This is a genomic window from Pseudoalteromonas sp. SIMBA_162, assembly GCF_046535955.1.
Classification (GTDB): domain Bacteria; phylum Pseudomonadota; class Gammaproteobacteria; order Enterobacterales; family Alteromonadaceae; genus Pseudoalteromonas; species Pseudoalteromonas marina.
Genome location: NZ_JAWJBQ010000025.1, coordinates 19,053 through 35,250, shown reverse-complemented (window position 1 = coordinate 35,250; position 16,198 = coordinate 19,053). Strand labels below are relative to the sequence as shown.

Sequence of the window (16,198 nt, the reverse complement as noted above, 5' to 3'; positions counted from 1 at the left end):
TTCTACGAGAAATTTGTCAGCAGTTTTTAAACCCTGCTGATGTTATTTTCAAAACCAAATACTTTTCTATTGGACAGGCCTTATTTTATATAGCCAACATTAATTAACCGATTAAATACAAACAACGCCTGAGTGTGCCATATAACTCGTTGATATCGATTGGTTTAGGTACATGAAAGATGAAACCTTGCTGGTAGTAATGTTTTACGTCTTTATCCATTACATTGGCTGTTAACGCAATAATAGGCAAATTTGGCAGTATTGTTTTTATCTGTTGATTAGCCTCAATCCCATCCATAACCGGCATATGAATATCCATAAGTACTAAGTCAAAACGTTCTGAACCAACAGCTTCAAATGCTAATTGACCATTTTCTACAATTGTAATATCGGCATTTGTTTTAGCCATCATGGCTTTAATCAACACTTGATTAATACTGTTATCTTCGGCAACAAGAATTTTTTTCCCCTGTAAATTAGGCGCTTTAAACGATTTTTTAGGGGCTTTATCTGCTATGTTATTTGCTTTAGGTAATGGTAATTTAATCGTGACAGTTGTACCAAGCCCTTGCTTACTTTGGATATCAATTTCGCCACCCATCATTTTAACTAAACTAATAGTGATAGACATGCCAAGTCCTGTTCCACCATATTTCCTGGTTGTAGATGAGTCTGCTTGAGTAAACCGCTCAAAAATGTGCTCAGTAACTTCCTTGCTCATCCCTATTCCTGAGTCTACAACCTCTAGGTATATAGCCTCCTTTCCTTCATAAATTTTACTGCTCGCGTTTATTTTAACACTTCCCTTATCTGTAAATTTAACCGCATTAGAGCTTAAATTTAATATTATTTGCTTAACTCTAACTAAATCACCTATCCAATATTCGTTATAACTTTCATCTTTATTTACGGTAAAGCCGATACGTTTTTCACTAACTAAGGAGTCTAAGTCATAGGCTATAGAATTTAATATCTCAGTTAATGAGAATGATGCTTTTTCTAACTGTAGTTGGTTGGACTCTATCTTAGAGTAATCTAAAATATCGTTAATAATAGTTAAAAGGCTCTGTCCCGAATAAGAGGCATTTTTAAGTACTGCCCTTAACTCTTCAGGTAAATTAATATTTTTTAACAGTTGCAAACCACCTAGAATTGCATTCATAGGAGTGCGAATTTCATGACTCATATTAGCCAAAAAGTCACTTTTTGATTGTGCAGCATTTTCAGCAGCTAACTTTGCATCAAACAATTTTCGTATTGCGTCTACTTTTTCGGTTACATCGTAATTTACACCAACTACTTTTATGGCAACATCATCTGAATCTCTCAATACCTCTGCACTTGCTTTAATTGTCCGGATATTTCCATCAGGGTGTACAACGCGAAATTCTGGGTCGTAAATGCCTACCCCGTTGATTGCTTCATCCAACATACGCTCATTATGTTCAGCGTCATCAACATGAACTCTATCTAGCCATGCTTGGTATGTGCAGGAAAACTCTAACTCTGAGATGCCGTATAATTTATACATCCAAGAATCCCATACTAATTTTTCTGTTTTTAAATCTAACTCCCAAACACCAATACCCGCAGAGTCATTGGCTAATTGCATTCGTAAAGCAAAGGAATCCACTTTTTCTTTCGCCGTTTTAATTTGTTGCTCACTCTGCTTTTGATGAGCTATATCTTGAACGACAGACCAAATAAATGTTTCACCTTTGCTATCTGTAATTTTTATACCCGATGATAATACGGGATATACATGCCCATTTTTATGTATGTATTCTTTTTGATACGGCCCATACTGGCCATATTTAGCAAGTAATTCTAGCTGTTCATATTCTTGTTTTTCGTACTTTTCAGGGGTGAGCTGCCAATAGTCCATTTGATTTAACTCATCAACGCTATAGCCTGTGATTCTGCCAAACTCCTCATTCACAAACTCAAAGTTGCCTCCAGATATTGAATTAATTGCAATACCAACGGGTGCCAAATCAATAAACTTTTCAAACTTTTCTTTTTCTCCCAAAAACGCTTGTTTAAATCGCTGCTTTTCTGAAGCTTCGGTACTGATTTGTTTTTGGGCTATTTCTATATCGGATATGTCTCGACCAACCGCCAATATTAATTGACTGCCCTCTATGAATAATCCAGTCAAGCTAACTAAACAGTTAAACGTTGTGCCATCTAAACGCGAATGTATCCATTTAAAACTATGAAAGCCCTGTTCTATGGCGCAATTTATATGCGCTTTAGCTAAAACATCTGAACGATTACCACAAGGTTGTAACTCGGGTGACAAGTCAGCAGGACTAAGGTTTAAAAAGTTGCCCATGCTATTAACACCGTGCATATCAATAGCTGCTTGGTTGCATTCTATAAACTTACCTGAGCTTAAATCGATAACTGAATACGCGTCGGCCGAAGCGTCAAAGATTTTTTTGTACTTATCTCGTTCATAAGTAAGCTCAGCAATCGCTCGCTTTAGTTTTGTGTTTTCTTGCTCAAGATTATTTTTACTGGCAGGCACTACTTCTAACTCATTAACTACGCGTTTTACATAGTATAGAAGCGATGTAAAAATTTGGCAGCTTAATTGCAGAAAAAATCAATTATCTAAAGAGTTTATGCAAACAAAACATTAACTATTTTCTACACAAACACAGCATTTGATAACTAACTTTCTATTAACTCAGAGCTATTTAAAAACTCAGCCATAGTGACCAAACGTTTACCAACAATAAATTGAACACTCGCATTAACCCATTTCTCAGAAATGTTCTTATAATTTAATTTAGCAAATACCCATGCTGTAGCTATAAAAAGCAGTACTGACGACAAAGAGTAAAACCAAATCATGTGCAGCTCTAAATACTGATATAAATCAATTCCAAAAAGTAGATCAAACCCAATAAAAACATAAGCAAGATAAAAGGGAACTGACATAAGTAGCAACTTGGTCAATTCTAATTTATGAGAACAAACACGGTAAAAATCTTTTTGTAGTTGGTTAACTGGTTTTGAATAGTCAATGTTTGAAATTAAAATAATTTGGCCAATATTTCCTGCAAGCCCAATGATGGCAAACAGATTGAGAATAAAGGCTGAAATGATTGGCGCTGAAAAAGTAAAGCCTGCAGCAATATACTTCCACAACAGTACAATAATAATAAGAAACACACAGCTTTCAATTATTCGTGCCCATTTCATTTTATTAAGTGCTTTTACTTGTTTATTTATTTTTATTTCAGCAAGCTTTGCTTGATTAATTTCAATAGCACTATGTGTATCAGTGCTTTGTTGTTGCCAAGCGCTTTTAAAGTTATCTAAATTCATTTTAAGAATCCCGTGTTTCAAATTGAAGTTTTAATGTGTGTTTAATTCGACTAATTCGCGTAGCAACATTGGTTTTACTGATCCCTAAGCTATTGGCTATGCTTTCGTAAGATTCACTCTCTAAATAAAGGAGCATAATCGCCTTATTTAATTTATCGAGTTGACCAATAAACTCATATAACTGCTTTACCACCTCGTTGCTCTCATCTTCTTGCGATAAGTCAGCAATCTTCACTATGCACTCTTCATTTGCTTTATCTTCTCGCAGACTGTCTCTTCGGTAATAAGATATAGCTACATTTAGCGAAATTCGGTACATCCACGTTGAAAACTTATAAGCATTGTTGTAATTATCATAAGCTAGCCACATCGTTGTTAATATTTCTTGGGCTAAGTCTTGTCGGTCATCTTTGTTTTGACAGTATGAATTCACAATTTTATAAATAATGCCTTTATGTTGCTCCATTGCTTGAGCAAATTGTGTTTTTTTAGTTGTGGTCATTTACTGGTTAATCCATCACTTTTTCTTAATTTCATAATATTAAGACTTTAAAGTTTGTTTATTTAATAGCATAAAGCACTCTAGCCCTATTTACGGGTATGCCTTCGATTTGCTTTAAATACTATTTAAAACATATCGAGCCTAAAGTAATATCTGCTTAGTTTATTACCTAGTTATTCGCAGCAACTGCGAAAAAATCACAAGTTCAAATAAAATTTTTCAATTCAAGCGTTAAACGCGTTGTTAACTCTCTATTTTTAGTCGATGGTAAATATTGCTGAAGAGGCTTTATTAAGTGGGTTTAATATTTAAACGGTGGCTTTTAACCTCTCTGTTAAGGTTAAATAAACTGAAGTATTTTTTGATAGTAGCTAGCTAATCATGCATAAAATTAGTGCTTAAAATAACCTTTTTGTAAAAAATGTATAGTTTGATAAGCAACATTTTCGTTGTAGCGCATTTCAGAGTGGCTTACATTAATAGTAATAAAATCATGCATGTTCGCTAATTTTGTGGACTCAACCGATACAAGCCCATCATTAACACCATTAAATTTATCGTTAGTTAAGCTAGACGACTTTGTACCTGCTATTACGCCAAACTTTACAGTTAACTCTCCCAAATTATAACCAAGGCTATTCACACCTGTAACTAATGATTTGCTAATGCCGCCTCCTAAAGTAATTAACCAAGAGTTTTTAAAATGATCAGCCAGTTCACTCCCTTTATTTGGCGTGCCTATTAAAACGCTATTTCCTATAGCCACATTTTTTAGTGTGTGATTAGCGTTTTGTAAATATGCTCTAATTACTAACCCACCTAAAGAATGCCCTACAAAGTGCACTTTTGAAGAATTGATAATACAGGCATCAATTTGTTTTGTTGTGTCTTTCAATACTGCCTCAACACTTTCGCCAATTGTTGCGTAATCTAAACTGCATACTTTATACCCTGCTTGCTCTAGCCTTTGAGCTAATTTCCACATGGCCCAATCGCTTCTTCCTAATCCATGTGCCAGCACAATAAGATCTTTATCAATATCATCGCCCGACGAAGCTTGGTTCGTATTTACGCAACCTGTTGCTGTAAAAAGTGTAATAAACAACACGAATGTAATTTTTAATAGCATTATCTAATCACCTAAATTTTTACGCATCGAACTGAAAACATATACTCTTTATTAAGCTTCGCACGGCGAATTTCGCCCTTGTGAGAGTTCCACCACGAATAAGCAAGTGTTCTTGCATAAGCCTCAGAATTAGTTGCATTGGTGCTTGTCCAAAACTCGGTATACATACCCTGAGTGATATACCAATTTCCTAATTTGACCCCCGCAGGCATAGCAGAAAAGCCGTATTTATTTACTTGCAATTGATTAAAACGCTTAAAAATAGTGTCGGGTTGCTTTACTTTTAACGTAATTGCCACGTCGTCTTGTCCACGCCACCCAAGTTTATCCACGTCTGTTTTATCTATTCCTATAGCTATCTCTAAAGCTTTGTAGTCTTCATCAGAGGCGACTCGCCATCCTTCTGGGCAAAGGTTTCGCGTATCTGTTACGTCATACCAATCGTAAAGCCTACCATAAATAGCTAAATTACTTTTATCATCATTAGGTATAAAGCCAGTATTAACCTTTGAGCCATCTTGAAACTTAGTCACACGAAGGTTTTCAGCTAACCATATTTGTTTACCAATCGTAACTGTTCGATAAATATTACCTTCATGATCCTGAACCAACGCGCTATTTATTGTTGGTTGTGAAGTGTTTTGTTCGCTAATAAGTTCATTCGCTAACGCTGTTGAGGCCGACATAAATATTCCCAATATATAAATGAAATGTTTCATAGGTGCTCGTCTAGTAAATATTGCTTTCTACAGTTGCCATTTAAATGCTGTTTGTTGTTCCGAAAGCGTCCATAATTTTGTTAAAACCTTTTTATCTAACACAAATGATTCGAGCTTACATTCGCCTACAGGGCCGCCAAAGTTTAAAAATCCGGTTGGTCCGTAGTAGGCATGCTGCTTTAGGTTACTTTGAGCTGCGCACATTACTTCTGGATAAGCGCCTTTTTCAGCTGATTGAGCAATACCCAGTTTGACCATAAATGACCACGATAACCTAGTAGCAAAACTTGCTGTTTCCCTAATTAATGATGTGTTTGATGCCCCAGGATGACAAACATATACTTCCACATTTTTATCGGCCGCTTTAACTTTATTTTGTAGCTCGTAAGCAAACATCATTTGCGCCAATTTACTTTGGCTATACACTTTATTTGCGTTGTAATTTTTATCCCAGTTCATGTCTTCAAACTGAATTGTTTTAAGCCCCATTTTGTGCCCTTCACTCGACACCACAACAATACGTCCCTTCGATGTGTTAATTCGCTCAAACAACAAACCACATAATAAAAAGTGGCCATAATGGTTAACCCCTAACTGGCTTTCAAAACCATCTGCTGTAAATTGTTGCTGCTCAACTTGCGCTATTGCACCATTACAAATTAGTGCGTTAATTTGAGGTACTTTTATCAAAATTTCTGTGCAAGCAGTGCGTACTGATGTCAAATCGGCTAAATCCAATGTTATAAAGCTGACGTTTGCGCCACTGCCAAATTCATCCTTGAGCTTTGTAATTGCCAGCACAGATTTATTTGGATTACGATTTAGCATAACAACATTGGCTCCCTTAGAGAGTAATATGCGAGTTGCTTGAAAGCCCGCACCTGTATTTGCTCCCGTAATTAGATAAGTTTTACCATGCAAAGCGCTTAAGTTTTCAGGTGTCCAGCCGTTAGGCCCAAATTGATTTTTTTGCGTCATAATGTTGTCCAAGATGAATAATGTTAATTTTAATATGCAGACATTATAATCTCAGCCACACATGCTAAAAGGCGTAATAATCCTTAAAACATGCCTATTTGTATCACTTTGTTGAGTTACACAAACTCTAATGCTAATTTTACCACCTGTTTAATGAGTGATTATTGACTATGAGTAAAGCCAAAATACTACAACTAATTAATAGAAAAATGAATGAAAGCGGCATGGTACAAACAGGTATTGAAGGCATTCAATTATTTAAAATCACAGACCCTATTGAATGTTCACCAGCGGTCTATAAACCTTCTGTCACGGCTATTGTTTTAGGCACAAAAGAAGCTATTTTAGATGGCAACAAACACCTTTATGACAACACACAATACATATGTTGCACAATGCCTATGCCTATTGAAGCCGGTACTCCAAAAGCCTCGACAGATAACCCATTAATAGGTGTATACATTTCGATAGATACAGGAATTATGACCGAGTTAGCACTCGAGATTCAAAGCGCAACTAGCACCCAACAAATACCTAACGTGAGTTATCCTTCACAAAGTATTTTAACTGCCGATTGGGACCCTAACTTTACCGATGCGTTATATAAAATGTTGTTGCTCGACGATGATGCTGTTGATTTAGCCATATTGAAAAAAGCACGCTTGCGTGAGCTATATTACGCGCTGTTAAAAGGTCAAGCAGGCTATGCATTTAAACGAGCATTTGGTGTGGGTAACGAGATTGCACGTTCAATTGCCTTTTTATCATCTCATTTGCATGAAAACATAACCATTGAAGACATGGCTAGCCAAATAGGTATGAGCCGCGCTGTATTCCATCGTAAATTTAAACAAGCAACTAACATGTCCCCTATTCAATTTGTTAAATCAATGAGGCTTAACCATGCCGCCATGAAAATAACACAAGGTACCAATGTCAACGTTGCGGCCATGGAAATGGGTTATGTAAGCAGTTCTCAGTTCAGCAGAGAATTTAAAAGAATGTACGGCTTATCGCCCAAGCAATGGAGCCAACAAAATTAGCACAATAAAGGCAATATTTTAACGGCTTATACATGTAAAAGAGTGAGTACCTAACTTGTGAAAAGTTATACTTATTAGCTTAGTAACATTGCATAACCCAACTTATTTTATGGTTCATAAATAATTTTATAACGATCTTTGCCAGACTTTTTAATTTGGTACATTGCCGCATCTGATTTTTTTATTTCATCATCTATGTCAGTGCTATTGTTTGGTGATACCACGTTTAACCCCATACTTACGGTTACATTTATTGTGTTTTCACCTTCAACAGGCACTTTAAGATCTCTAATTGCATTTATAAGTTTTTCGGCAACGGGTTCAGCATCGTCTACTTCTTTTAAAATAACAGCAAAAGCAAACTCTTCACCACCAAAGCGGCAAAATACATCATCAATTCTCAATATGTGCGTTAATATGTTTGCTAATTCAACAAGTACGCGATCACCCACATCATGACCATAGGTATCGTTAACAGCTTTAAAGTTATCAACATCAAATAATCCAAACGCAATTATACCCCCACGCCTGACACTTCCTTTGACTAATTTATTAACTTGATCTGAAAAAAAGCGACGATTAGGAATTCCAGTTAATGGGTCAAAAAACGCTATTTTTTCAAGTTGAGACTTAGCTTGTTGTAATTCAAATGTTCTTTCTTGTACTAAATTTTCTAGGTTAACTTTTAACTCTTTTAAATCTTTATTTCGTTTTTCTAACTGTTCTGTTTGAAATTTACTTTTTGAAACATCCCGTTGAATTGCTGCAAAATGAGTAACCTCACCAAACTTATTTTTCAACGGAATAATATTCATTTCAACCCAATAGGGCCTTCCTCTAACATCATAATTTAACAGTGTTTCAGTTACTTCTTCTCGACGTTCTAGCGCAGCGTATATTCTTTGTTTGCCTTTAGAATCGGTCAAATCACCTTGTAAAATTCGAGGCGTTTCACCAATAACTTCTGCTGAGGTATAGCCAGTGAGTACTTCAAAAGCCTTATTTACGTAAATTATTTTAGGCCCTTCAGGGTGTTTGATATTTTTTGCATCGGTAATAACAACCATGTCTTGCGTATTTTCGACCACATCTTGAAATGAAATTTGCTGCTTAGCGTCAGAAATATCAGTGATGGTTACAACAATAAAGTTTTTATCATCGTCATGTCCTTCAAAGTAAGCGTTAGCCATAAACCAGCTTATATCTTTTTTTGCCCCGCCAACAACACCTATAATTTTATTAACTACTTTATTTTTTGTAGCTTTAACAATATTAACTGGATAATCATCAACAGACATTAGATTGCTTTGCTCGTCAATGAGTGTCCAATTAGGGTCATAAATGTCTCGCCCTATTGCTTGCTCGTAATCTAAATTTAGTAACTGCAAACCGATTGGGTTTATGTAAACAATTGATGTATCCCAGTTATGAATAATCACACCTACTTGTGCATACTCAAGTAAGTTTTTAAAATTTAAATCACTGATACCATTCATGAATGATCTCATTTAAAAAAATATTAATACCAAAAAGGTAGTAAACAAATAGAGAAAATGAAACCAATTAGTACCTAATTTAATTTAAAAACTGCTCATTATTTAAACCTTAAAAATAAAAAAGCAAGCCGTAGTGGCTTGCTTTTTGTGCCCGTTCAAAGGCTACATACTTTCAACATAAATTTTAAAAACGGTAACTAGCACCGAACGTAATACGACGGTCTGTAAGGCCTTGGAAACACAATAACGACCCTTCGTTAACACAAGACTGGCTAATTTCAGACTCAGTAATATTTACGGCTTCTAAGCCAATATTAAGCTGCTCATTTACATCGTAGCTAATACTTGCATTAAGCTGGCCACGGTCCTCTTGCACTACAGGGAACCCCCATGGGAAGCTTGACGTGCTACCAAAATCGTTTGAGCGGTAACCTTCACGCCATGTGTAACGCATACGTGCCGATAAACCGAACTTTTCGTAGTATAGAGTAAAGTTATACGCATTTTCTGATAAGTTAAGCAAACCTTGTATTTCGCTTACTTCAATACCCGGTGTACCGGTGCTTGCAGCAAATACGTTACTCGCTCTTGAAGTAGCCTTATTGACTGTTTCCCCGCCCGTGAACTCTTGAATTGTGTAATTAGCTAAAACACCAAAACCCGACGCCCATCCTAAATCTTTTTCAAAGCTAGATAGGTCATACTGGAACGCAAACTCAATCCCTTTTTGGATTGTTTCGCCAGTGTCGTTTACTTTTGTCTCAGTACCTACACATACACCACGACCATTTTCAGGACCAAACACGTTAATGTCTGCAATTGGGTTAAATATGCCCCCCCCTTCACATGGGTCTGTTAAATCACGATAGCCTGTTACTGGGTCTTCTACCGGCGATGTTAACTGATTAACATGAAGCTCTTTACGCGTTTTGTGGAAAATACCTACACTAAATACGCTCGCCTCAGTAAAGTACCAATCTGCTGATAAATCATAAGATAATACTTCTTCTGGTTTTAGTGCTGGGTTACCAAATTCAACTTCATCATTTGGGCTCGTGCTATAAGTAATAGAAGTAGATAAGTCGTTATAATCTGGACGACGAATGTCTTTACCTGCACCAAAGCGAACCACTACATCTTCTGAGACGTCGGCAACTAAGTTTAAACGCGGTAGGATAAAGTTGTAGTCTGACTCATTTGTAATACGCGTTACTAGCTCATTGCCACTGCCGTCTTGCGTTACAGAGTTACCTGTCGATTCAACATCAGTTTGAATATAACGTAAACCAAAGTTACCGCGGAACATGTCGTATTCAAAGTTAGCTTGTGCATAAAAAGCGTGGGTAATTTCTTCAATATCAAAAAAGCCTGAAGAACTTGACGTTGGTGCATTTAGCGTACGGCTAGAGCCATGAGTTTGTAATGCTTGCTGAAGTGTTGCAAGTACTGCATCTGGGTCTGATGCCACGAGTTCTGGGTCTATCAGTAAAAAATCGCCTATGTATAACGAACGACCATCAGCCTCATTAAAGTTATCAGGACCCGCAACTAAAAGATCAGCGAATAAATCACCTCTTGGGCTATCTGCCATAGAGCGCAGACCAACACTTGATGTGATTTCGTTTTGCTTACTCGCCGATTTGCTGTAACGGTAACCAAAATCAACAGAGGTAACAATTGAGTCTGTGTAATATGTTGAATCTATACGGAACGCATCTTCAGAGTTCTCAACAGTATCTTGGCCTATGTTTACGTCGCGTAGTACTACATTTGCAGGGTCAAGTAATTGCTCAACCGTAGGTGCATATTCAGCACCTTGTGCAATACCAAAAGTAAGTGCTCCACCTGATAGGTCGTATTCAAAAGGCACACTGTTATCATTACCGCCACCAGCATCTAAAGGTGCATTAGGGTTAATGAAGTTAAGTGTAGTATTAAAGCTTGGTGTTGTTGTATCAGAAGATGACGACGCAACCTCAGCGCTTACAAACCATTTATCACCTTGCCATTCACCGCCTATCCTAAAAATATTACTGTCTGTAACACGAGAATTTGTATCACTCGAAAAACGTAAATTTGGATCGTCATCATCATTTGCTAAATTAACTGGGATTACACCGCGTAAAGCCGCTTGAATTGAACCTAAATTAGTTCCACCTAAAGAACCTAGATTAATTGTTTCAAATTCATCAGGAACCGAAATGTCATTCAATGCACTCACACCCGACGCTTGAACACGAGAGCTCTCTTGACGACGTTCTTGATCGTTTACAACAGCATCAAAATAAAACTTAGTATTGTCATTTGGTGCCCACTCAAGCGTACCTACAAAGTTCTTTGTTTCATATTCGTAGTTATCGTAGTCTTGAACAAAAAATTGAATAGGTAAAAAGTCAAAAGACTGTGCACTGGCTACGCCACTATCAGAGGTTACAATGTTGTCTCTGTCTGCACGAGGGCGAAATGCTGTTACGTCTTGCTCGGCATAACTGCCGCTTACTAAAATACCAAACTCACCAAAGTCGCCTTCCCAGTTATCTGCAAAAGTACCAGAAAAACGAGGTTGTAAGCCACTATCAGTGCTTAAACTACTATTTTCGCCTTGTACTCTAATTGTGGCTAATTGTTCACCTAGTTGGAGTGGACGTATTGTTTTAAGGTTTATTGTTCCGCCTACTGAGCCTTCAATTGTTTTGGCCTCAGGAGACTTTATAACTTCTAAACTAGAGATAATAGAAGCCGACACGTCTTCAAAGCTAATGCCGCTGCGTCCAGAACCTGAACCCACAGTTGAAACACCATTTATTTCAGTACGGTTTGCATCGGTACCACGAATTTGAACACCCGTACCTACACCAGCCTGACGCGTGATCTGAATCCCCGTTACGTTTTCAAGTACTTCAGCTAAGTTTTGGTCAGGTAACTTACCAATATCCTCTGACTGAATAATTTCTACAAGGCTGTCTGCTGAACGTTTTTCAGCAAGCGCATTAGTTAAAGACTGACGTATACCAGAAACTTCAATTACCTCTAGGTCATCCTTAACATTTTTTGTCTCTTCCTGCGCATGAACAGATAAAGACATATTCATTGCCGTTGCAGATATAACCGCCAGTGTGATTTTTGATAAATTATGACTCATAGTTTTTTCCTGTGTGTGTGAAACGCTATGCTACTTGTTACTTTTCATACAAAAAGTGAATTAATGTATTACAAAAGGTTAACTGAATATTTACACTCAAAACCAAAAAGGTCAACCACCCTGTAAGTCAAATTTTATAAAATTATTCAAATTTGTTATTACCAAAAATTAATTCCCCATACCTGACAACTACAACAATGTAGGAAAAAAATACAACCACCTGTAATACATATAGTTTTCAAATCAGGTATGCAGCACTATAGTAGTAGTTAAATTGTATTTTTAAGTTCATTATTCCGTTATATTATTTAGCTATAAATTGAAAGCTTTTAATTATAAAAGTATAAAAAGCCCTAAAATTGGTTAACCAATTAAAGATCTATTAGACTTTTGGCTAGAATAAAAAGGTACAAAAATAAAACAGACTAATCGTATTTACGCTTATAAAAATGCAAAGGAGTTTTTTTGGCTTACCACAAAGGCTGTAAAAGTTGAATGGAATTTAATCTGCGATCAGTTTAGATGGTTTAGTTTAGAAAAGTCAGTGATAAAGGTGTGTACATCCACGTAGATACAAAAAACCCCCAATTAGTTAAACCAATTGGGGGTTTTTATAAGTTACTAACTTTTACAGTTTATAACTTAAACCTAAGAATAAACGTGGGCCGTAATCGTTTACTTCACCTAAGTTGTCTTCAACAAAAAAGTCTTGAGATTTAGGAGCACTAAATAAATTAATTGCCTCTGCTTTAACTCTAAAGTGCTTGTTAATTTTGTACGATGCACGCATTTCCCATACGCCTACCGAATCAACATAACGTAAGCGTGTACCATTGCTTGTATAAGGTTGGAAATACTCACTACGGTATTTGTAAATAACCGCAGTATCAAAGCCACCTATTTGGTAATAAAGTTGGCTGCTAAATACATGCTTAGAAAACCCAGGTACAGAACCTGGCTCAACAATGCCTTCTTTAAGCTGAGTTGTATTGCCATCAACGTCTGTTACAAATGTATCACCGTATAGGCTGTCTTCAAATTCAAAATCAGTGTCGGCATAGTTATAACCAAACTTAACACCTATACCATTGTCCCAACGGTATGAGAATGATGTTTCTAGGCCTAAAATCTCACTCTCTTCGTCGTTTGTTACTGAATTTGTAATAGGCAATGAAACGGTTTCCCCCCCTACAACAAAGTCTTCAATAACTGTGCGCTGTTGAAAGCCGCCTTGGAACTGTTTGTAGTATAGGCTTAATGCAAAAATTGAATCTTCATTAGGGTACCACTCAAATGCTGCATCGTAGTTCCATGACATTAGAGGCTGCGTATCTGGGTTACCAGAGCCGTTTACACCCACTAACAAGTCACTAATTGTAGTGGCCGTATCAGATGTGTCTTCTTGAAAAGAGCGGCTATAACCTAAATCAGATGGGTCTGCACGCGACATACCACGGTAAATACCCGCACGTAATAAAATATCTTCGCTGTAATCGACCACTAAGTTAAAGCTAGGTAAGAACTTGGTGTAATCACCGCCCCCTTTTATTTTATCAAGAGTACCTGTGTCTGATTCAACAAGAGAAAGAACCCCTGTATCGCTGGTAACAACGTCAAAACTATTTCTAAAACCAATTGATGTGACTTCAGTATCGACAATACGCAAACCAAAGTTACCACGAATAAACTTACCAAACATTTCTGTATCGTAATTAGCCATTAAGTAAGCAGCCGTTGTTTTTTCAGTTACGTCAATGGTTCCTGCGTTTTGGTATTCAACCTCAGGGTATTCAAATACTCCACCCTCATTAGACGCGACAACGGCTTGAGAAAAACACTCATTATCGTAAGTCGCCCATGAAGAGCCTGTCCCTGTGTCTACCACATTGCCATCGCTATCTACATGCGTGATGATATTTCCATCTGACACACTAGACAAAAAGCCTGATTCAGGAAAATCAATTTGACAACCTTGAAGCACATCGAGCGCTTCAGCACCTGAACCTAAAGTAAATTGATTACGAGAGCCGTTACCGTTCGTTCCACCAAATTGTGTAAAGCTAAGCTCTGAGGTACGAACGCCACCTTGAATTGTGGTGAACATGCCGCTATCAACTAAATAGTCAAAATCTAAACGAGCAGACACAACTTTGTTATCTCTCACGTTTTCACGGTCAATACGCGTTCTTAAGCTGTCAGTAAAATTAGATATATCTGTTACGTCAAAATCAGTAAGCGTGAAATGTGGAATGTTATCGCCCATATCCCACGAGAAATAATTACGTCCAGCGGTTCTGCCTCGGTTAGAAATTTGTAGTTCTTCACGCGAAGTTTTTGAATACGCTAAATCTAAATCAATGGTCAGTCTATCATTTACAGTATGTTCGATATTTAAGCCGTAACCACGGTAATTTTCTTCACGAGAAAATTGCTCACCAGCAGACTCAATACGCTCTTCACCTTCCCAATGTAAAATACCGCCTACATCGTTAGTGACAAGTGATGGGCCGGTTACACCTGGTGTTGCGCGCTTTTGTAAGAAAATTAAATCATGGCGTGCTTCTCGTTGCGTTCTATCAGAAATTTGGCTATCAAAATTAATATCCCATTCTGCAGACGGCTGGTACTGAAAGGCAAAAAATACCGCGTCACGCTCGTCTGACGTTTCGTTTTGACGAAAGCTTCGGCTGCTGCCAGTCCATGCGTATGGAGTACCATCACTTACGGCTTTGCCTGTGTCAGGGTCAATTTCTGTGTCATAACCTTGGTTATTACTTCCGTTTACTTGATCCTCACAATCACCTGCACTACTGCGGTAAAAACCTTCATTCGTATTAGTTGGGTCATTTAAACATGCCCAAAGAGACGAACCTGATGGGCTAGAGCTTCGGTATTCTGCTTCTGGCTGCGAAATATCTTGTCGTTGCACACCAAAAGAAAAGCCAACTGCCTGACCATTATCAAACTCAAACTGGTCAACATAGCTAAATGTGCCACGATAACCTAAATCGCTTTGTAGTGAGTTATCTACATTACTCTCGTCAGGGTTGTAGTTAAGTTTAACCTCACCTTGCAAACGCTGCTTGCCATAATCCAATGGGGTAACCGTTTCAAGTGCGATAACACCCGCAACCCCACCTTCAATCATCGAAGCATCTTGGGTTTTATAAATAGCTACTTTTTTTACAAGTTCTGATGGAAATTGTGAAAAGTTTACTGAGCGGTCACCGCTACCATTGGTCGCTTCACGGCCGTTTATGTGTGTTGCACTTAAAAATGGGCCTAGGCCACGAATGGTAATTTCTGTCGCACCGCCATTTTCACGATGCGATGCTGCGCCTGTAATAGACTCTAATGCTTCACCTATCGATAAAGCGGGTAAATCACCAATATCTTCAGATGAAAGACCATCAACAACGGTTGTGGCTTCGCGCTTTATGGCTATTTGATCTTGAATTGTTCTGCGTGTACCTGTAACACTGATGATTTCTACATCAGGCTCGACCTCAGTCGCTTTTGCTTGTTCTTGTTGTGCGTGCGCTGAAAATACACATGAGCTTGCTACACCGGCAATAGCGGCTGTTCGTACCCATTTAGCTACCGGACTCAGTGCGAATTGACCTGAACGCATTTTATTATTTTTTGAAGACTTCAACGACATTTTTATGCTCCGTTGGTTATTGTTGTGTGATTGTTGTGTGTTGACTTGTTATTCATCTGTATAAGTTATGTGACAACTGTTGTTAATATACTCAAGCAACCACGCATGATCAACCAATTTAACAATCAAAACATTACCAATTAACATACCAATTTTCACAAACCAGCATTACCAAGGGGTCAGGCGGCGTTA

Annotated in this window: 10 protein-coding genes; 1 reads left to right on the top strand and 9 read right to left on the bottom strand. The window is 37.6% G+C overall.

The genetic code is table 11. The features are described from left to right. Window positions 1-103: 103 nt before the first annotated feature. From R0J88_RS16070 to R0J88_RS16045, 6 genes are all read right to left on the bottom strand, one after another. On the bottom strand, window positions 104-2,530 hold the full coding sequence (locus R0J88_RS16070; protein ID WP_410900432.1) for a PAS domain S-box protein: 2,427 nt from the start codon (window positions 2,528-2,530) through the stop codon (window positions 104-106). Window positions 2,531-2,676: 146 nt separating this feature from the next. Beyond that, window positions 2,677-3,336: a hypothetical protein gene (locus R0J88_RS16065; protein WP_410900431.1), complete on the bottom strand. Its 660-nt coding sequence runs from the start codon at window positions 3,334-3,336 to the stop codon at window positions 2,677-2,679. Between the two features lies 1 nt (window position 3,337). Further along, the gene (locus R0J88_RS16060) at window positions 3,338-3,838 is read right to left on the bottom strand and encodes an RNA polymerase sigma factor (RefSeq protein WP_410900430.1); all 501 of its coding nucleotides are present in this window, start codon (window positions 3,836-3,838) and stop codon (window positions 3,338-3,340) included. Window positions 3,839-4,229: 391 nt separating this feature from the next. Continuing rightward, window positions 4,230-4,967 (bottom strand): alpha/beta fold hydrolase, encoded by a 738-nt coding sequence (locus R0J88_RS16055; protein WP_410900429.1) that lies wholly within the window; start codon window positions 4,965-4,967, stop codon window positions 4,230-4,232. Between the two features lie 11 nt (window positions 4,968-4,978). Further along, window positions 4,979-5,653 carry a fibrobacter succinogenes major paralogous domain-containing protein gene (locus R0J88_RS16050; protein WP_410900428.1) on the bottom strand — a complete coding sequence of 225 codons (675 nt, stop codon included), beginning with the start codon at window positions 5,651-5,653 and terminating at the stop codon, window positions 4,979-4,981. A gap of 60 nt (window positions 5,654-5,713) precedes the next feature. Next, window positions 5,714-6,664 carry an SDR family oxidoreductase gene (locus R0J88_RS16045; RefSeq protein ID WP_410900427.1) on the bottom strand — a complete coding sequence of 317 codons (951 nt, stop codon included), beginning with the start codon at window positions 6,662-6,664 and terminating at the stop codon, window positions 5,714-5,716. A 170-nt stretch (window positions 6,665-6,834) separates the two neighbouring features. Between R0J88_RS16045 and R0J88_RS16040 the strand changes: the two genes are divergently transcribed. Next, on the top strand, window positions 6,835-7,707 hold the full coding sequence (locus tag R0J88_RS16040) for an AraC family transcriptional regulator N-terminal domain-containing protein (RefSeq protein WP_410900426.1): 873 nt from the start codon (window positions 6,835-6,837) through the stop codon (window positions 7,705-7,707). A gap of 107 nt (window positions 7,708-7,814) precedes the next feature. Here the strand turns inward: R0J88_RS16040 and R0J88_RS16035 are convergent, their stop codons facing one another. The 3 genes from R0J88_RS16035 to R0J88_RS16025 form a co-directional block, all read right to left on the bottom strand. Beyond that, window positions 7,815-9,203, bottom strand: a complete 1,389-nt coding sequence (locus tag R0J88_RS16035; RefSeq protein WP_058428647.1) for a sensor domain-containing diguanylate cyclase — start codon at window positions 9,201-9,203, stop codon at window positions 7,815-7,817. Between the two features lie 184 nt (window positions 9,204-9,387). Beyond that, window positions 9,388-12,345: a TonB-dependent receptor gene (locus R0J88_RS16030; RefSeq protein ID WP_410900425.1), complete on the bottom strand. Its 2,958-nt coding sequence runs from the start codon at window positions 12,343-12,345 to the stop codon at window positions 9,388-9,390. Window positions 12,346-12,973: 628 nt separating this feature from the next. Then, on the bottom strand, window positions 12,974-16,006 hold the full coding sequence (locus R0J88_RS16025) for a TonB-dependent receptor (protein WP_410900424.1): 3,033 nt from the start codon (window positions 16,004-16,006) through the stop codon (window positions 12,974-12,976). Window positions 16,007-16,198 lie beyond the last annotated feature (192 nt).